We start from the raw sequence: 18201 nt of genomic DNA on the forward strand, positions 1-18201 counted from the left end.
TCCCTCTCAGCCCAGCAGGACGTCGTCGTCGCCGAGGCGCTTCAGCTCGCGGTACAGGATGGCGAGCCCGGTGACGATGGCGGCGGCGGACACGACGGCGTCGACCAGCTGGAGCGTGTCGTGCTCGGTGCGGGCCCTCTTGGCCTGCTTGATCACGCTGATGGCGCCGAAAGCGGTGGTCGCGATCGACAGGTAGGTGCCGGACTTCGACTTCTTGAAGCCCTTGGCCTTGGACAGTGCGCTCACAGGGACGGAGCCTCCTCAAGCAGGGGGTGGCCCCAGCGCTCGACGAAGGCGGCCTCGACGGCGGCACCGACCTTGTACAGCCGGTCGTCCTTCATCGCCGGGGCGATGATCTGCAGTCCGACCGGGAGTCCGTCCTCCGGCGCCAGGCCGCAGGGGAGCGACATGGCGGCGTTGCCGGCCAGGTTGGTCGGGATGGTGCACAGGTCCGCGAGGTACATGGCGAGCGGGTCGTCGGTGCGCTCGCCGATCGCGAAGGCGGTGGTCGGGGTCGTCGGGGAGACGATCACGTCGACCTGTTCGAAGGCCTTGTCGAAGTCCCGGCTGATGAGGGTGCGGACCTTCTGGGCCGAGCCGTAGTAGGCGTCGTAGTAGCCGGAGCTGAGGGCGTACGTGCCGAGGATGACGCGGCGCTTGACCTCGTCGCCGAAGCCGGCGTCGCGGGTGAGCGCGGTGACCTCCTCGGCGGACTTGGTGCCGTCGTCGCCGACGCGCAGGCCGTAGCGCATGGCGTCGAAGCGGGCCAGGTTCGAGGAGCACTCGGACGGCGCGATCAGGTAGTACGCGGCCATCGCGAGGTCGAAGGACGGGCAGTCCAGCTCGACGATCTCGGCGCCGAGCTCCTTGAGCAGCTCGACGGACTCGTCGAAGCGCTGCACGACGCCGGCCTGGTAGCCCTCGCCCCGGAACTGCTTGACGACGCCGACGCGCATGCCGGCGACGGAGCCGTTGCGGGCCGCCTCGACCACCGGCGGGACCGGCGCGTCGACGGAGGTGGAGTCCAGCGGGTCGTGGCCGGCGATGACCTCGTGCAGCAGCGCCGCGTCCAGGACCGTACGGGCGCACGGGCCGCCCTGGTCGAGGGAGGAGGAGAAGGCGACCATGCCGTAGCGGGAGACGCCGCCGTAGGTGGGCTTCACGCCGACGGTGCCGGTGACGGCGGCGGGCTGGCGGATGGAGCCGCCCGTGTCGGTGCCGATGGCCAGGGGCGCCTGGAAGGCGGCCAGCGCGGCCGCGGAGCCGCCGCCGGAGCCGCCGGGGATGCGGGTGAGGTCCCACGGGTTGCCGGTGGGGCCGTAGGCGCTGTTCTCGGTGGAGGAGCCCATGGCGAACTCGTCCATGTTGGTCTTGCCGAGGATGACGACGTCGGCTTCCTTCAGCTTGCGCGTCAGGGTGGCGTCGTACGGCGGGATCCAACCTTCGAGGATCTTCGAACCGACGGTGGTCGGGACCCCGACGGTGGTGAAGATGTCCTTGAGGGCGAGCGGGACGCCGGCCAGCGGGCCGAGCTCCTCGCCGCGCTCGCGCTTGGCGTCGACGGCGCGGGCCTGGGCCAGGGCGCCCTCGCGGTCGACGTGGAGGAAGGCGTGGACCTTCTCGTCGGTCGCGTCGATGCGGGCCAGGTGGGCCTCGGTGACCTCGACGGCCGTGAGCTCGCCCGAGGCGATCTTCTCGGCGGTCTGGGCGGCCGTGAGCTTGATGATGTGGGTGTCAGCCATGGTGATTAGTCCTCCCCCAGGATCTGCGGCACCTTGAAACGCTGCTGCTCCTGGGCGGGGGCGCCGGAGAGCGCCTGCGCGGGGGTGAGCGACGGTCGGACCTCGTCCGCGCGCATGACGTTCGTCAGCGGCAGCGGGTGCGAGGTCGGCGGCACGTCTTGGTCGGCGACCTCGGACACGCGGGCTACCGCGCCGATGATGTCGTCGAGCTGTCCGGCGAAGTGATCGAGCTCTTCGTCGGACAGTTCCATACGTGCCAGCCGAGCGAGGTGGGCGACCTCCTCGCGCGAAATGCCAGGCATGCAGCGATCCTCTGGGGGTGGTGAGTGAGTGGTTTCCTGCCCAATCCTATGGGGCCGGGCCCCTGAGCCACGAAACCGTTTCCACCCGGGAGGGCCGCGGGTCCCGGCGGGGCGGCCGTCCCGCCGGAACTACGGGGCCGGGGACTCCGCCGTGGCCGGAGCCGACGACAGCTCCCGGGTGATGTCCGCGGGCCGGCGCCAGCCGCGCTCGCCGCGGGCCAGCAGCCAGGCCGTGGCCTCCTGCGGGGGCATGGCGGCTGCGACCAGCCAGCCCTGGACGGCGTCGCAGCCCAGATCCCGCAGCCGCTCCCAGGTCTCGTCGTCCTCCACGCCCTCGGCCACCACGAGCAGGCCCAGGGAGTGCGCGAGGTCCACGGTGCAGCGGACGATCTCCGCGTCCTGGGCGTCGACCGCGAGCCGCGCCACGAAGGAGCGGTCGATCTTCAGCTCGCTCACCGGCAGCCGGCGCAGGTGGACCAGGGAGGAGTAGCCGGTGCCGAAGTCGTCCAGGGACATCTTCACGCCGTGGCCGGTCAGCCCCGCCATGGTGTCCGCGGCCCGCTGGGGGTCCTCCAGCAGCACGTGTTCCGTTATCTCCAGCTGGAGGCCGCTCGCCGGGACGCCGTGCCGGGCGAGGCGGGCCGCGACGGCGCCGGCGAAGCCGGGGGTGTGGACGTCGCGCGGCGAGACGTTGACCGCCACCGGGACCTTCAGACCCTGCTTGCGCCACCGGGCGACCTGGGCGAGGGCGGTCTCCAGCACGTACTCGGTGAGGTGGGGCATCAAACCCGAGGTCTCGGCGATCGCGATGAACTCGTCCGGGGAGACGCGTCCGCGCTCGGGGTGCACCCAGCGCACCAGTGCCTCCAGCCCGGCCACCTGCCCGTCGAAGCGGACCTTGGGCTGGTAGTGGAGCTCCACCTCGCCGGCGTCCAGGGCCCGGCGCAGGTCGCCGAGGAGGCCGAGCCGGTCGGGGGTGTTGCTGTCGCGCTTGGACTCGTACACCTCCACGCCCGTGCGGTCGCGCTTGGCCTGGTACATGGCGACGTCGGCACGCCGCAGCAGCCCCTCCGCGTCCAGCGCGTGGTCGGGGAAGACGGCGAGGCCGGCACTGGCCTCCAGGACGAGGGTGAGGCCGTCCAGGTCGAGCGGCGAACTGAGCTCGGCGACCAGGTGGCGGGCGACCCGCTGGGCGCTGGTGGTGGAGTCGGCGACGGGCAGGAGGACGGCGAACTCGTCGCCGCCGAGGCGTGCGGCCTCGGCCTCCTCGGGCAGGGCCTGCCGCAGCCGGTCGGCGATCTGGAGCAGCAGCCGGTCGCCGGCGAGGTGACCGAGGGTGTCGTTGACCGCCCGGAACCGGTCCAGGTCGATCAGCACCAGGGCCGAGCGCGTGCCCAGGCGTTCTGCCTCGTCCAGTGCGGACCAGGCCCGCTCCAGCAGCCACTGCCGGTTCGGCAGCCCGGTCAGCGGGTCCCGCAGCTGTTCCTCGGCCCGCGCCCGGGCGATCCACAGGGTGGAGTCCAGGGCGATCAGCGGTACGGCGAACAGCGGCAGGAGCACCGGCTGCGCGATCGCCACCACGCAGATCAGCGGGGCGATGCCGAGCAGCGCGACGGCCACTAAGGCCTGACGGATCAGGGCCGTGCGGGCGGCGGTGCGCAGGCCCCCGCCGCGCGGCGTCAGCGCGAGCCACAGCAGCAGCCGGCTCGCCAGCAGGTAGGCCACGGCGACCAGGACGACCTCGGGGGCGGCCGCCAGCCCCCAGTCGGTGGGCCGCCAGGGCGATTCCACGGTCGGCGCCTGTCCGAAGGCGGCGAGGACGAGGGCCCCCGCGCCGATCCCGAGGATGTCGGCGGCGCCGTGCAGCAGCCCCTGTCGCCAGCGGTGCCGGCGCGCGGCCCCGACCAGGGTGACCACGGCGAGGGAGACCAGCCCGGCGGGCACCCAGCCGTAGAGGAGGAGCACGCCGAGGGTGAGGGCCGCGCCGGATCCGGTGCCGCCCCACCAGCGGTCCCGGCCGAGGGCGACGAGGTGGCCCACGATGATGCCGGTCAGCAGCGCGAGCGCCCAGCCGACCGTGCCGCCGGGGAACAGGGCGTGACGGTCGGTCAGCGTGGCGGCGATGCCCGCCACGAGGACCACGGCGGCCAGGCCCACGACGGTGAAGGGCAGCACGGTGCGCTGCTTCGCCCCGGCCGCTCCCGCTCCGGTGTCGAGCGGGCGCCCGTCCCGTGTCCTGGCACGCAGGACTCCGGGCCGTCCCGTCCGCATGGGCGGGATCTCCCCGCCGAAATCAGGTGACGGGTCGGCGCTTTCGGTGGGTTTCATGCCCGTCCCTCTCACAGCCGGCACTGCCGATGCCACGCGATGGCCCCGATGTCATGCCATCACGGCTGGAATCGCATCACGCAGCCGTGCACGACAGGCGCACCCCTCAACAGTAGGACGCGAGAGGCTCCCAGGGGCACCGGTCGGCGGCGGTTGCCCGAATGCGCCCCAGCCATCCTCATCAGTACGGTATCCGCCGAACAGGTGAGTTTGGACCAGGACCCCCGGGTCGCCCATCCGATGATCTGACAGCCAACTGCCCCGGGAACAGCCCTGTACCAGCCGTTTACCACCGTCTGTTGCGCCGGGCGTGCGCCCGCTCGTACGGCCGCACGCCACGCATCCGTCCGCCTTTCCCGGTTCCCCGGGCGGGGCTGTCCGGCCGTGCTATTCCGCCGCGGCGGCGCCGTCCAGCGGGAGGGCCGCCCCGCGCGCCGCGTCGGGGCCCTGCTCCAGCAGCACCGCGAAGCCCGCCTCGTCGAGAATGGCCAGCTTCAGCTGCACCGCCTTGTCGTACTTCGAGCCGGGGTTGTCGCCGACCACGACGAAGTCGGTCTTCTTGGAGACCGATCCGGTCACCTTGGCGCCCCGGCTCTGCAGGGCGTCCTTGGCGCCGTCCCGGGTGTGGTCCTGCAGGGTGCCGGTGACGACGACGGTGAGGCCCTCCAGGGGGCGCGGCCCCTCCTCCTCGCCGGAACCTTCCTCCTCCATCCGGACGCCGGCCGCCCGCCACTTGCGCAGGATCTCCTGGTGCCAGTCGACGGCGAACCACTCCTTGAGGGAGGCGGCGATGATCGGGCCGACCCCCTCGGTCGCGGCGAGCTCCTCCTCGGTGGCCCGCTCGATCCGCTCGACGGAGCGGAACTCGCGGGCCAGCGCCTCGGCGGCCACCGGGCCGACGTGACGGATCGACAGGCCGTTGATGACGCGGGCGAGCGGGCGGTCCTTGGCCGCGGCGATGTTCTCCAGCATCGCCAGGGTGTTCTTCTTCGGTTCGCCCTTCTGGTTGGCGAAGACCGTGACGATCTTCTCCTCGCCGGTCTTCGGGTCGCGTCTGGGCAGCCCGCTGTCGGGGTCGAGGACGTACGCCTTGATGGGCAGCAGCTGCTCGATCGTCAGGTCGAACAGGTCGCCCTCGTCGACCACCGGCGGCTCGGCCGGCTCCAGCGGCCGGGTGAGGGCGGCCGCGGCCACCGCGCCGAAGTTCTCGATGTCCAGGCACTGGCGGCCGCCCAGGTAGAACAGCCGCTCGCGCAGCTGCGCCGGGCAGGTCTGTCCGTTCGGGCAGCGGAGGTCGATGTCGCCCTCCTTCATCGGGCGCAGCGGGGTACCGCACTCGGGGCATTCGGCGGGCATCACGAACTCCCGCTCGGTGCCGTCGCGCAGGTCGACCACGGGGCCGAGGATCTCCGGGATGACGTCCCCGGCCTTGCGCAGCACCACCGTGTCCCCGATGAGGACGCCCTTGGCCTTGACCACGTCCTGGTTGTGCAGGGTGGCGAACTCGACCTCGGAGCCGGCCACCGTCACCGGCTCCACCTGGGCGTACGGGGTCACGCGCCCGGTGCGGCCGACGCCGACCTTGATGTCCACCAGCTTGGTGTTGACCTCTTCCGGCGCGTACTTCCAGGCGATGGCCCAGCGCGGGGCGCGTGCCGTGGAGCCCAGTCGGCCCTGCAGCGGGATCTCGTCGAGTTTGACGACGACGCCGTCGATCTCGTGCTCCACGGAGTGCCGGTTCTCACCGAACCGGGCGATGAACGCCTGGACTTCCTTCAGGCTGCCCACGACCTCGTTGTGCCGGGCGGTGGGCAGCCCCCACTCGTGCAGCAGGGCGTACGCCTCGGACAGCCGGCCGATCTCGAAGCCCTCGCGGGCGCCGAGGCCGTGCACCACCATGTGCAGCGGGCGGGTGGCGGTGACCTTCGGGTCCTTCTGGCGCAGCGAACCGGCGGCGGCGTTGCGCGGGTTGGCGAAGGGCTTGTCCCCGGCCGCGACCAGCCGGGCGTTGAGCTCCTCGAACTTCTCCATGGGGAAGAAGACCTCGCCGCGGATCTCCACCAGCGCCGGGATCCGGTCGCCCTTGAGCCGGTCCGGGATCTCCGCGATGGTCCGCACGTTCGGGGTGATGTCCTCGCCGGTGCGGCCGTCGCCTCGGGTGGCGGCCCGGGTGAGGCGCCCGTGCTCGTACGTGAGGTTGACGGCGAGGCCGTCGACCTTGAGCTCGCACAGGTAGTGGAACTGCGAGGAGCCCACGTCGCGGGCGACCCGGTCGGCCCAGGCCGAGAGCTCCGCGTCGTCGAAGGCGTTGTCGAGGGACATCATGCGCTCGCGGTGCTCGACGGAGGCGAAGTCCGTCTCGTACGACCCGGCCACCTTCTGGGTCGGCGAGTCGGGCGTGCGCAGCTCCGGGTACTGCTCCTCCAGCGCCTCCAGGGAACGCAGCAGCTGGTCGAACTCGGCGTCGCTGATGACCGGCTGGTCCTTCACGTAGTACCGGAAGCGGTGCTCCTCGACCTGCTCGGCGAGCAGCTGGTGCTGCTCGCGCACCTCCGCCGGTACCGCCGCGTCCTGCTGTTCGGCTGCCATGCCGTGTCCTCCCGTGCCCCGTCTCGGTCCGTCACTCAGGGTTGTCGGCGAGCGATCTCGCCGCCCTGACGCAGTGCGCCTGCACCGCGCGGGCGTAGGCGGGCGAGGCGCCCGCCAGACCGCACGCCGGGGTGACCACGACGGACTCCGCCAGAGTCCCCGGAGCCAGCCCCAGCCTGCGCCAGAGCTTCCTGACACCCATGACGCTACCGCCCGGGTCCGACAACGGGGCATCGGTCCCCGGCACCACTCCGGCGAAGAGTTTCATGCCGCTCTCGACGGCTTCGCCGAGGGCGTCGTCCTCGCGCTCCGTGAGCAGGGAGAAATCGAACGAGACCCCGGCGGCGCCGGCGCGCCGGAGCATGTCGAAGGGGACCTCGGGCGCGCAGGAGTGCACGACCACCTCCCCGTCGTGCACGGCGAACAGCTCGCGCAGGGTCCCCTCGACCACCTGCCGGTCCACGGCCCGGTAGGTGCGGTACCCGCTGGCCGTGCGCACGCGGCCGCGCAGCACCGCGGTCAGCGACGGCTCGTCGAACTGGAGGACGATCTCGGCGCCGGGGATCCGCTTGCGCACCTCGGCGAGGTGTCCGCGCAGCCCCTCGGCGAGCGAGGCGGCCAGGTCGCGGCAGGCGCCGGCGTCCCGGACCACAGCCTCGCCGCTGTGCAGCTCCAGGGCGGCGGCCAGCGTCCACGGGCCGACGGCCTGGACCTTGAGCTTGCCCTCGTAGCCCTGGGTGAACTCCTCCAGGGCGTCCAGGTCCTCGCCGAGCCAGGACCGGGAGCGCCGGGTGTCGCGGCCGGGCCGGTCGCTGAGCCGCCAGCCGCTGGGCTCGACGTGCGCGTACAGGTCCACGAGCAGCCCGAGCGAGCGGCCGATCATGTCGGCGCCGGGCCCGCGGGCGGGCAGCTCGGCCAGGTACGGGAAGTCCTCGAAGGAGCCGGTGGCGGTCTTGGCGGCCTCGCGGGCGTCGCCGCCGGGCAGGGAGCCGACGCCGGTGGCGCTCGCGGTCACCGGCCGGGCCTCACGGTCAGGTCGTTGACCTCGGCGTCACGGGGCAGGTCGAGGGCCATCAGGATCGTGGTCGCCACGGACTCCGGGTCGATCCAGGCGGACGGGTCGTACTCCTTGCCCTCCTGGGAGTGCACCTTGGCCTGCATCGCGGTGGCGGTGCGGCCCGGGTAGACGGAGGTGACGCGGATGCCGTTGGCCCGCTCCTCGGCGCGCAGCGAGTCGGCGAGCGCCTTGAGGCCGTGCTTGGAGGCGGCGTACGCGCTCCAGTCGGCGTGGGCGGTCAGGCCGGCGCCGGAGTTCACGAAGACGACGGTGGCCTTGGAGACGCGCAGGGTCGGCAGCAGCAGCCGGGTGACCTCCGCGGGGGCGACCAGGTTCACGTTGAGCTGCTCGTGCCAGGTCTTGGGGCCGAGCTCCCCCACCGGCCCGAGGTCGACGATCCCGGCGATGTGCAGCAGGGAGTCGATCCGGTCGGGGACGGTCTGGTGGGAGAAGGCCCAGGACAGCCGGTCGGGGTCGGCGAGGTCCCCGACGAGCGTGCGGGCGCCGGGGTAGCGCTCGACGAGCTGCCGGGCCCGGCCGGCGTCGCGGGCGAGCAGGACCAGGTCGTCGCCGCGGGCGTGCAGCCGGTCCGCGACGGCGGCGCCGATGCCGGCACCGGCCCCGGTGATCAGATGAGTAGCCATACCGCCCATGCTCGCACCCCGAAGCCCCACCCCCGCTCCCCGGCCCGCACGCCGGGGCACGGCGGCGTCACAGGCCGGCGGACTCGCGGAGCTTCGCGGCGGTGCGGGTGGCGTCGTAGGTGGGCGGGACGCCCTCGGCGAGGAAGATGTCGGCTTCGATGTGGCGGGTGCGCAGGGGGAGGATCTCCTGGTAGGCCTCCGAGGCGTACCAGGCGCGGGCGTGCTCCATGTCCGGGAAGGCGATGATCACGAGGCCGCTGGTGAAGGAACCCTCCAGGACTTCGACCGGGCCGCCGCCGTGGACGAGGAAGCGGCCCCCGAAGGGGTCCATCGTGGCCTGGATGGTCTCGATGTAGCGGAGGATGTCCTCGTTCATCGTCTCGGGGCGGATGTGGCCGATGGCGTAGGCGGTCATGGTGTTCCCCCAACTTCCTGCAGCCGGCTGTTGGGGTCATCGTCGCAAGGGGTGGGCGGGCGCGTCGATTACCTGTGGGGTCATGCCGCGGCGGCGGCCGGGCGGAACGCGCGGCGGTAGGCGATCGGTGAGGTGCCGAGCGAGCTGCGCATGTGCTGGCGCAGGGAGTTGGCGGAGCCGAAGCCGGAGCGGTGCGCGACGAGGTCCACGGGCAGGTCGCTGGATTCCAGCAACTGGCGTGCCAGGTCGAGGCGTTGTGCGGTCAGCCATTGCACCGGGGTCATGCCGACCTCGTCGCGGAAACGCCGGGTGAAGGTGCGCAGGCTCATCCGCGCCTGCTCGGCGAGCTGGCCCAGGGTGAGCGGCTCGTCGAGGTGCTCCATGGCCCAGGCGCGGGCCTCGGTGGTGGTGGCGACGGTGGGTTCCGGGACGGGCCGGTCGATGTACTGGGCCTGGCCGCCGTCGCGCCACGGCGGTACGACGCACAGCCGGGCGGCGCGGTTGGCGACCGCGGTGCCGTGGTCGGCGCGCACCAGGTAGAGGCACAGGTCGATGCCGGCGGCGACGCCGGCCGAGGTGAGGACGTCGCCGTCGTCGACGAAGAGGACGTCCTCGTCGAGCCTGACCCGGGGAAAGGCCCGCCGGAACTCCGGCGCGTGCACCCAGTGGGTGGTGGCGGTGCGCCCGTCGAGCAGCCCGGCGGCGGCGAGGACCTCGGAGCCGGTGCAGATGGAGACGGTCCGGGTGCCGGGGCGGATCCCGGCCAGCGCCTCGGCGAGCGGCTGCGGCAGCGGCTCGCCGCGCAGCAGGCCGGGCATGCCGTGGGTGGGCGGGACGATCACGGTGTCGGCGGCGGCGAGGGCCTCGGGCCCGGCGGTGACGCCGATGGTGAAGCCGGCGTCACTGGCCACGGGACGGCCGTCGGCGGTGCAGACGGTGACCTCGTACAGGGGGCTGCCGTCCTCGGTGACGGCGTTCCCGAAGACCCGCGAGGGCATTCCGAGCTCGAAGGGGGCGACGCCCTCCAGGGCGAGTACGGCTACACGGTGCATGGCCAGATTCTGTCACATGGTGGCCATCCGGCCACCACCACGAGGGTCCGCGGCGGTCCAAGCTGGTGGCACGGCCGGGAAAACCGGCACAGATCATCAGCAAGGAGACATTCATGCGTGCCGTCGTCGTCAGCGAGTGGGGCGGTCCCGAGGTCCTCACCGAGGTCGAGACGGCCCGGCCGGAGCCGGGCCTGAACGAGATCCTGGTGCGGGTCCACGCGGCCGGCGTGAACCCGGTGGACTGGAAGACCCGGGCCAGCGGCGCCCTGATCGGCTGGGGCGAGGTCCCGATCGTGGGCTGGGACGTCTCGGGCACCGTCGAGGCGGTCGGTCCGGGCGTGACGCTGTACCGCCCGGGCGACGAGGTGTACGGCATGCCGCACTTCCCGCGGCAGGCGGGCGGGTACGCCGAGTACGTGGCCGCCCCGGCCCGGCACTTCGCCCGCAAGCCGGCCTCGCTGGACCACGTCGAGGCGGCCGCGCTGCCGCTGGCGGCGCTGACCGCGTGGCAGGCCCTGGTGGACGGCGCGGACGTCCGGCCGGGCGAGCGCGTCCTGGTCCACGCGGCGGCCGGCGGCGTCGGCCACCTCGCCGTGCAGATCGCCAAGGCCCGCGGGGCGTACGTGATCGGCACCGCGAGCGCCGCCAAGCACGGGGTGCTGCGCGAGCTGGGCGCCGACGAGGTCGTCGACTACCGGTCGCAGGACTTCGCCGAGGTCGTCGCGGACGTGGACGTGGTGCTCGACACCCTGGGCGGCGAGGTCGCGCAGCGGTCGCTGGAGGTGCTGAAGCCGGGCGGGCGCCTGGTGTCCCTGCCGGGGCCGGACGACGTCCCGGCCGGGGCCGCGGAGCGCGGGGTGCACGCGGCCTGGACGCTGGTCGAGCCGGACCGCAAGGGCCTGGAGGAGATCGCCGCCCTGGCCGACCGGGGGCTGCTCAGGCCGCTGGTCGAGACGGTGCTGCCGCTGGAGCTGGCCGCGAAGGCCCACGAGATCGGCGAGCAGGGCCGCACCACCGGCAAGATCGTCCTGACGGTGGCCTGACGGCTCCCTCCGGCCCGCCGGGCCTAACGGGGCCCGGCGGCCTGCCGGGGCTGCCGGGCCCGAGGGCTCAGACGGACGCGGCGGCGGTCCGGGTGGTCGTCGCGATGGTGGCGGAGCCGACGACGCGGGTGCCGTCGTACAGCACGATCGCCTGACCGGGGGCCACGCCGCGGACCGGCTCGGTGAAGCGCACCCGCAGCTCGCCGTCCACCACCTCGGCGAAGACCTCGGTCTCGCCGCCGTGGGCGCGCAGCTGCGCGGTGTACGTGCCCGGGGCGGCGGGCGTGGAGCCGCACCAGCGGGGGCGGATCGCGGTGAGGGCTCCGACGTCGAGGGACTCGGCGGGGCCGACGGTGACCGTGTTGTTCACCGGGGAGATGTCGAGGACGTAGCGCGGCTTGCCGTCGGGGGCCGGGTGGCCGATGCGCAGGCCCTTGCGCTGGCCGATGGTGAAGCCGAACGCACCGTCGTGGCTGCCGACCTTGGCGCCGGACTCGTCGACGATGTCGCCCTCGGCCTTGCCGAGGCGCTTCGCGAGGAAGCCCTGGGTGTCGCCGTCGGCGATGAAGCAGATGTCGTGGCTGTCGGGCTTCTTCGCGACGGCGAGGCCGCGGCGCTCCGCCTCGGCGCGGATCTCCTCCTTGGTGGTGATCGTGTCACCGAGCGGGAAGAGGGCGTGGGCGAGCTGCTGCTCGTCGAGGACGCCGAGGACGTACGACTGGTCCTTGGCCATGTCGGAGGCGCGGTGCAGCTCACGGGAGCCGTCCTCGTTGACCACGATCGTCGCGTAGTGGCCGGTGCAGACGGCGTCGAAACCGAGGGCGAGGGCCTTGTCCAGCAGCGCCGCGAACTTGATCTTCTCGTTGCAGCGCAGGCAGGGGTTCGGGGTGCGCCCGGCCTCGTACTCGGCGATGAAGTCCTCGACGACGTCCTCACGGAAGCGCTCGGCGAGGTCCCAGCAGTAGAACGGGATGCCGATGACGTCGGCGGCACGGCGGGCGTCGCGGGAGTCCTCGATGGTGCAGCAGCCGCGCGCGCCGGTCCGGAAGGACTGCGGGTTCGCGGAAAGTGCCAGGTGGACCCCGGTCACGTCGTGCCCGGCTTCGACCGCGCGGGCTGCGGCGACGGCGGAGTCCACGCCGCCGGACATGGCGGCCAGGACGCGGAGGGGACGGGCGGTGCGCTGCGGGTTCTCAGTCATAGCGCCTTCCAGAGTACGGGGGAACCGTCCGGGGTCACAGCGCGTTGTCGGGTGCAGGGGGTGGATCACATGGCGGACAAGGGTGCGACGACGGGGGCGGCGGCCGGGGCGCGGAAGAGCAGGACCCGCCGGGCGGTGCTGTTCGGGGGCCTCGGGCTCCTCGCGGTGGCGGGGGTGGCCGGGGCCGACGAGGCGCGGCGGCTGTGGTGGCTGCTGCCCGGGGTGTCCAAGCCGCGCAAGGAGGGCGAGCTGGACTACGCGGGCGCGGGCTGGACCGCGGCCTCGCCGGCGAACTGGCGGCTGGCGGACCGGCCGGACGACTACCGGGTGGACCGCATCGTGGTGCATGTGACGCAGGGCGGCTTCGCGTCCTCGGTGGACGCCTTCAAGAACCCGTGGCACCGGGCCTCGGCGCACTACATAGTCCGCCAGGACGGCCATGTCGAGCAGATGGTGCGGGAGCTGGACGTCGCCTTCCACTCCGGGAACCGCTCGATGAACGAGCGCAGCATCGGCATCGAGCACGTGGGCTTCGTGGAGCGGCCGCAGGACTTCACCGACGCGATGTACGCGGCCTCGGCCCGTCTGGCCGCCGACATCTGCCGGAGGTACCGAATACCCGCCGACCGCAAGCACGTCCTGGCGCACTCCGAGGTGCCGGGCACCGACCACACGGACCCGGGGCCGCACTGGGACTGGGAGAAGTACCTGCGCCTGGTGCGGGCCGAGCTCGACCGGAACGGCTCCGGCTGAGCCGGGCGGCCGGGCCGGGGCTGCGGAGCCCGCCCGTCCGGCCTACGCTGATCTTGTGGCCTGCCCCGCGTCGGAGGTGAGGCGATGTCCAGGCTCGCGATGGTCGTGGCGGCGGCCGGCACCCTGCTGGTGGGGACGGCCGCGTCGGACGGGAACGGCATCGAGGCGAAGCCCGCCCACGTGATCGCGGAGACGGGCCGGCAGTCGCTCCTCACGGCCCGCTCCCTGCACTGGCAGGGGCAGACCAAGGACGCGAGCGGCACGTACGCCGTGGACTTCCGCCTCGACCGGGACGGCAACTGCGTCGGCACCGTCGAAGTGGTCCCGAAGGGGGGCCGCCTGGAGATCATCAAGCGCGGGCAGGACGTCTGGATGAAACCGGACGCGACGTTCATGAAGGTCCAGGTCCCGGAGGAGACCGGCAGGGCGACGAGCGAGGCGCTGCGGGGCCGGTGGATGCACGGCCGCGCCGACGACTCCTCGCTGCGCGAGTTCTCCGCCGCCTGCAACGTCTCCCACCTCCAGCGCTCGTACATGCCGGAGCCGTTCGCCGAGGACGATGTGGAGAAGGGCGCGAAGGCCATCGTCAAGGGCACGCCCGCGATCGCGGTCACCGGCCGCTCCGGGGGCGACTGGGCCACGTTCTACGTCGCCACCGAGGGCAGGCCCTATCTGCTGCGGATCGAGGGGCAGATCGGCGGCGTGCAGGGCGAGGCCGACTTCTCCGGGTACGACGAGCCGGTCCCGTCCAAGACGCCGCCGCCGGCCGAGACCCTCGACGTGTCCGAGCTGCGGCAGCCGGAAGGTACCGCCTAGTGCTGCCGTGACCGCGCTGGTGCTCCGGTCACCGAACTAGCTCAGGCCGGCCGTGCGGGCGCGCTCCACCGCCGGGCCGATGGCCGCGGCCAGGGCGGCGACGTCCTGCGCGGTGGAGGTGTGGCCGAGGGAGAAGCGCAGGGTGCCGCGGGCGAGCTGCGGGTCGGTGCCGGTGGCGAGGAGGACGTGGCTGGGTTGGGCCACGCCCGCGGTGCAGGCGGATCCGGTGGAGCACTCGATGCCCTGGGCGTCCAGCAGGAGCAGCAGGGAGTCGCCCTCGCAGCCGGGGAAGCTGAAGTGGGCGTTGGCCGGGAGCCGGTTGTCGGGGTCCCCGCCGAGGACGGCGTCGGGTACGGCCGCGAGCACGGCGCGGACCAGGTCGTCCCGCAGCTGCCCGACCTCGGCGGCGAACCGCTCGCGCCGCTCGGCGGCGAGGACGGCGGCCACCGAGAAGGCGGCGATGGCGGGGACGTCGAGGGTGCCGGAGCGGACGTGCCGCTCCTGGCCGCCGCCGTGCAGGACGGGCACGGGGGTCTGGTCGCGGCCGAGGAGCAGTGCGCCGATGCCGTACGGGCCGCCGATCTTGTGGCCGCTGACGGTCATCGCGGCGAGCCCGCTGTCGCCGAAGCGGACGTCGAGCTGACCCACGGCCTGCACCGCGTCGGAGTGCAGCGGAACACCGAATTCGCGGGCCACGGCGGCCAGTTCGTGCACCGGCATGACGGTGCCGATCTCGTTGTTGGCCCACATCACGGTGGCGAGGGCGACGTCCTCGGGGTTGCGGGCGATGGCCGCGCGCAGGTCTGCGGGGTCGATGCGGCCGTAGCGGTCCACCGGGAGGTATTCGACCCGTGCGCCCTCGTGCTCGGCGAGCCAGTGGACGGCGTCGAGGACGGCGTGGTGCTCGACGGGGCTCGCGAGCACCCGGGTGCGGGCGGGGTCCTGGCTGCGGCGGGCCCAGTACAGGCCCTTGACGGCGAGGTTGTCGGCCTCGGTGCCGCCGGCGGTGAAGACCACCTCGCTGGGGCGGGCGCCGAGCGCCTCGGCGAGTGCCTCGCGGGCCTCCTCGACGGTGCGGCGGGCACGGCGGCCGGCGGCGTGCAGGGAGGACGCGTTCCCCGTGACGGCGAACTGCGCGGTCATCGCCGCAGCGGCCTCCGGGAGCATCGGGGTGGTGGCGGCGTGGTCGAGGTAGGCCATGATCCCCTGATTCTACGAGCCCCCCGGCGCCCGCAGCCCACGGCGCCCCTGCCTCCTCGACCGCCGCTCCACCGCCCGCGGGACCGGCACGCCCCCGGGCCCGCGGACGGCCCGCCCCCAGCCGCGTGGAAACGGCCCGGCCCCGACCCCCGCGAAGGGGGCCGGGGCCGGAAGCCGTACGGGGCCGGGGCGCGGTGTCACGGCACAGCCGGGCAGCCGAGCAGTCGGGGCGGCCGGGCAGCCGAGCAGCCCTGCAGCCGTGCGCCGCCTGCCGCGGAACCGGCCGTGCCGACGGGTCAGGGGCGCGGGGCGCGGGCCAGCTGGCGGGACTGTGCCACCAGCCGGTCCTCGGAGTCCCAGATCTCGGCGTCCTCCTCCAGGAAGCCGCCGGCCAGGTTCCGCGTGGTGATCGCGACCCGCAGCGGGCCGGGCGCCGGCCGGCGGCGGATGTGCGTGGTCAGCTCCACGGTCGGGCTCCAGCCCATCAGGCCCAGGTCGAAGCAGGTCGGCGGGAGGGCGTCGACCGCGAGCAGCAGGGAGAGCGGGTCCGCGTCGCGGCCGTCGGCCAGCTCGAACCAGGCCCGCATCTCGCCCCTGCCGGAGGGTGCGCCGAGCGCCCAGCCGGCGGTCGCCGGGTCCAGGCGCAGCCGGAGCCGGTCGACGATCGCGGTGCTGCCGGGGATGGGGGCCGGGCCGGCCTCCGGGCCGAGGCAGGCCTCGTACGGCGGGATCGCCGGCGGCAGGGCCGTGGTGCGGACGTCGTCCGGGAGCGAGGCGAGGTCGCCGTAGGAGGCGACGACGCGGATCCGCTCGACCTCGGCGCCGTTCTCGTCGAACTGGAACAGGGAGGCCTGGCCGGTGGACAGGGTCCGGCCGATCCGGACGACCTCGGTGCGGATCACCGCGGGGCCGGGCTCGGAGGAGGTGAGGTAGTGGGCGGAGACGGTGAAGGGGTCCGGGTGCGGCAGGGCCGCCGACAGGGCCCGGCCGACCAGGGCCAGCAGATAGCCGCCGTTGACGGCGGTGATGATCGTCCAGCCGGCGGAGAGCTCCGCGTCGTACACCCCGGGCTCGCCCGCGCGCGCGGTGATGGTGGTGTCGCGGTCGAACTCGCTGTCGCCGATGGAGGCCTGGGCCGCTGCGTATGCCATGGAATTGAGCCTACAACGCGAAGCTACTAAGCGGTAGCTTTTCAGAGTGACGTGCAGGTTACGGCTCTTCGGCGACCGAGGAACGGCGGTTCCAGGCCAGCGGGGCCCGCCAGTGGAACTGCATGGCGAGCAGCCGCAGCAGGAAGGTGGTGACGATGGCGACGGCCGTCGTCAGCGCGTTGAGGGCGCCGAGGCCGATGGAGATGGCCACCATCGCGGCGCCGACGGTGGCGGGCACGGCGTACATCTCGCGGTCGCGCAGCAGCGAGGGCACCTCGTTGGCGAGGACGTCGCGCAGGACGCCGCCGCCGACGGCCGTGGCCAGGCCCAGCGCGGCGGACGCGGTCAGCCCCAGGCCGTACTCGTACGCCTTCGTCGTGCCGGTGACGCAGAAGAGGGCGAGGCCGGCGGCGTCGAAGACGTTGATGGCGCGGTTGATCCGCTGCACCTCGGGGTGCAGGAAGAAGACGAAGGCCGCGGCGATCAGCGGGGTGACGAAGAAGCTGAGCTCGCCGAAGGCGGCCGGCGGGACGGCGCCGATGACCAGGTCGCGGAAGAGGCCGCCGCCCAGCGCCGTGACCTCGGCGAGGACGGCGATGCCGAAGACGTCGAAGTTCTTGCGTACGGCGAGCAGGGCGCCCGCGGTGGCGAAGACGAAGATGCCCGCGAGGTCCAGGGCGTGCTGGACGTCGGGCGGGAAGAGATCGTGGAGCACCGCCCCATTGTCACTGGGAATCACCGGTGGCCCGGTCACCGACCGCTACTCGGTGACCGGACCACCGGACGTATCGTGCCCAGGCGGGCCCGGACCTAGTCCGCGACCTTGACCAGCGCCTCCGCGGCCCCCGGCAGGGCGGGGTCGCCCGGCGCCTGGTCGGGTGCGTTCTCGGGGTGGTGGCAGGCCACCTGGTGGCCGGTGGCCGGCGCGACCATCGGCGGCTCCTTCGCGGCGCAGATCTGCGTGGCCTTCCAGCAGCGGGTGTGGAAGCGGCAGCCGCTCGGCGGGGAGATCGGCGAGGGCACGTCGCCCTTGAGCAGGATGCGACCGCTCTTCGCACCGCGCCGGCGCGGGTCCGGCACCGGCACGGCTGACAGCAGCGCCTTGGTGTAGGGGTGCATCGGGCTGGTGTAGAGCGAGGTCCGGTCGGCCAACTCCACGATCTTGCCGAGGTACATCACCGCGATGCGGTCCGAGACGTGCCGGATGACCGACAGGTCGTGCGCGATGATCACGTACGTGAGGCCCAGTTCCTCCTGGAGGTCGTCCAGCAGGTTCACCACCTGGGCCTGGATCGACACGTCCAGCGCCGAGACCGGCTCGTCGGCGACGACCAGCTTCGGCTTCAGGGCCAGGGCCCGGGCGATGCCGATGCGCTGGCGCTGGCCGCCGGAGAACTCGTGCGGGTAGCGGTTGTAGTGCTCGGGGTTGAGGCCCACCAGCGACAGCAGCCGCTGCACCTCCGCCTTGAGCCCGCCCTCCGGCTCCACGCCCTGGAGCTTGAAGGGGGCGCTGACGATCGTGCCGACCGTGTGCCGCGGGTTCAGGGAGCCGTACGGGTCCTGGAAGATCATCTGGACGTCGCGGCGCAGCGGGCGCATCCCGGCGACCCCGAGGTGCGTGATGTCCCGCCCCTCGAACTCGACCCTGCCGCCCGTCGGCTCCAGCAGCCGGGTGATCAGCCGGCCCATGGTCGACTTGCCGCAGCCGGACTCGCCGACCACGCCGAGCGTCTCACCGCGCCGGACCTCGAAGTCGATCCCGTCGACGGCCTTGACCGCGCCGACCTGGCGGCGCAGCAGCCCCTTGTTGATGGGGAAGTGCTTGACCAGGCCGGTCACCTTGAGCAGCGGCTCGCCGGCCGGTGCCTGCGCGTCCGCGGCGGGCTCGCCCGCCTTCTTCTTCATGTC

Annotated in this window: 17 protein-coding genes; 3 read left to right on the forward strand and 14 right to left on the reverse strand. The window is 73.2% G+C overall.

Annotated features, from left to right (window positions below; translation table 11 throughout):
• Positions 1 to 6 precede the first annotated feature (6 nt).
• The 9 genes from ACZ4VL_RS15120 to ACZ4VL_RS15160 all read right to left on the reverse strand — a co-directional run bounded on the left by ACZ4VL_RS15120 (position 7) and on the right by ACZ4VL_RS15160 (position 10129).
• On the reverse strand, positions 7 to 246 hold the full coding sequence (locus tag ACZ4VL_RS15120) for a hypothetical protein (protein WP_361088682.1): 240 nt from the start codon (positions 244 to 246) through the stop codon (positions 7 to 9).
• A complete protein-coding gene (gene gatA / locus ACZ4VL_RS15125; protein WP_468199778.1) occupies positions 243 to 1742 on the reverse strand; it encodes an Asp-tRNA(Asn)/Glu-tRNA(Gln) amidotransferase subunit GatA in 1500 nt (499 codons plus the stop codon). The genes ACZ4VL_RS15120 and gatA overlap by 4 nt, the downstream gene beginning before the upstream one ends.
• 5 nt (positions 1743 to 1747) lie before the next feature.
• Positions 1748 to 2044: an Asp-tRNA(Asn)/Glu-tRNA(Gln) amidotransferase subunit GatC gene (gene gatC / locus ACZ4VL_RS15130; RefSeq protein WP_179177790.1), complete on the reverse strand. Its 297-nt coding sequence runs from the start codon at positions 2042 to 2044 to the stop codon at positions 1748 to 1750.
• 129 nt (positions 2045 to 2173) lie between these two features.
• Positions 2174 to 4372 carry a putative bifunctional diguanylate cyclase/phosphodiesterase gene (locus ACZ4VL_RS15135; protein ID WP_468199779.1) on the reverse strand — a complete coding sequence of 733 codons (2199 nt, stop codon included), beginning with the start codon at positions 4370 to 4372 and terminating at the stop codon, positions 2174 to 2176.
• Between the two features lie 387 nt (positions 4373 to 4759).
• Positions 4760 to 6961, reverse strand: coding sequence for an NAD-dependent DNA ligase LigA (gene ligA, locus ACZ4VL_RS15140; RefSeq protein WP_468199780.1), 2202 nt, complete (start codon positions 6959 to 6961; stop codon positions 4760 to 4762).
• Positions 6962 to 6992: 31 nt separating this feature from the next.
• Entirely contained in the window at positions 6993 to 7976 is a 984-nt protein-coding gene (locus tag ACZ4VL_RS15145) for a methionine synthase (RefSeq protein ID WP_468199782.1), read from the reverse strand.
• Positions 7973 to 8662: an SDR family oxidoreductase gene (locus ACZ4VL_RS15150; protein WP_468199783.1), complete on the reverse strand. Its 690-nt coding sequence runs from the start codon at positions 8660 to 8662 to the stop codon at positions 7973 to 7975. Before ACZ4VL_RS15150 ends, ACZ4VL_RS15145 begins: the two co-directional genes overlap by 4 nt.
• A gap of 67 nt (positions 8663 to 8729) precedes the next feature.
• Entirely contained in the window at positions 8730 to 9077 is a 348-nt protein-coding gene (locus ACZ4VL_RS15155) for a DUF1330 domain-containing protein (protein ID WP_468199785.1), read from the reverse strand.
• An 80-nt stretch (positions 9078 to 9157) separates the two neighbouring features.
• Positions 9158 to 10129, reverse strand: a complete 972-nt coding sequence (locus ACZ4VL_RS15160; protein ID WP_468199786.1) for a GlxA family transcriptional regulator — start codon at positions 10127 to 10129, stop codon at positions 9158 to 9160.
• 113 nt (positions 10130 to 10242) lie between these two features.
• Here ACZ4VL_RS15160 and ACZ4VL_RS15165 point away from each other — a divergent pair, with 113 nt between their 5' ends.
• Positions 10243 to 11172, forward strand: a complete 930-nt coding sequence (locus tag ACZ4VL_RS15165) for an NADP-dependent oxidoreductase (protein ID WP_468199787.1) — start codon at positions 10243 to 10245, stop codon at positions 11170 to 11172.
• Between the two features lie 67 nt (positions 11173 to 11239).
• Here the strand turns inward: ACZ4VL_RS15165 and mnmA are convergent, their stop codons facing one another.
• The gene (mnmA, locus tag ACZ4VL_RS15170; RefSeq protein WP_468199788.1) at positions 11240 to 12373 is read right to left on the reverse strand and encodes a tRNA 2-thiouridine(34) synthase MnmA; all 1134 of its coding nucleotides are present in this window, start codon (positions 12371 to 12373) and stop codon (positions 11240 to 11242) included.
• A 69-nt stretch (positions 12374 to 12442) separates the two neighbouring features.
• Here mnmA and ACZ4VL_RS15175 point away from each other — a divergent pair, with 69 nt between their 5' ends.
• Both ACZ4VL_RS15175 and ACZ4VL_RS15180 read left to right on the forward strand, forming a co-directional pair.
• On the forward strand, positions 12443 to 13126 hold the full coding sequence (locus ACZ4VL_RS15175; protein WP_468199790.1) for an N-acetylmuramoyl-L-alanine amidase: 684 nt from the start codon (positions 12443 to 12445) through the stop codon (positions 13124 to 13126).
• Positions 13127 to 13210: 84 nt separating this feature from the next.
• Positions 13211 to 13942: a hypothetical protein gene (locus tag ACZ4VL_RS15180; protein WP_468199791.1), complete on the forward strand. Its 732-nt coding sequence runs from the start codon at positions 13211 to 13213 to the stop codon at positions 13940 to 13942.
• Between the two features lie 36 nt (positions 13943 to 13978).
• Here the strand turns inward: ACZ4VL_RS15180 and ACZ4VL_RS15185 are convergent, their stop codons facing one another.
• The 4 genes from ACZ4VL_RS15185 to ACZ4VL_RS15200 all read right to left on the reverse strand — a co-directional run bounded on the left by ACZ4VL_RS15185 (position 13979) and on the right by ACZ4VL_RS15200 (position 18198).
• Positions 13979 to 15142: a cysteine desulfurase family protein gene (locus ACZ4VL_RS15185; protein ID WP_468199792.1), complete on the reverse strand. Its 1164-nt coding sequence runs from the start codon at positions 15140 to 15142 to the stop codon at positions 13979 to 13981.
• Positions 15143 to 15438: 296 nt separating this feature from the next.
• Complete coding sequence (locus ACZ4VL_RS15190) at positions 15439 to 16293, reverse strand: thioesterase family protein (protein ID WP_468199793.1); 855 nt, start codon at positions 16291 to 16293, stop codon at positions 15439 to 15441.
• A gap of 58 nt (positions 16294 to 16351) precedes the next feature.
• Positions 16352 to 17008: a trimeric intracellular cation channel family protein gene (locus ACZ4VL_RS15195; protein ID WP_468199794.1), complete on the reverse strand. Its 657-nt coding sequence runs from the start codon at positions 17006 to 17008 to the stop codon at positions 16352 to 16354.
• Positions 17009 to 17103: 95 nt separating this feature from the next.
• A complete protein-coding gene (locus ACZ4VL_RS15200; protein WP_468199795.1) occupies positions 17104 to 18198 on the reverse strand; it encodes an ABC transporter ATP-binding protein in 1095 nt (364 codons plus the stop codon).
• Between the last annotated feature and the right edge of the window lie 3 nt (positions 18199 to 18201).

The organism is Streptomyces sp. NPDC029014 (genome assembly GCF_055564695.1).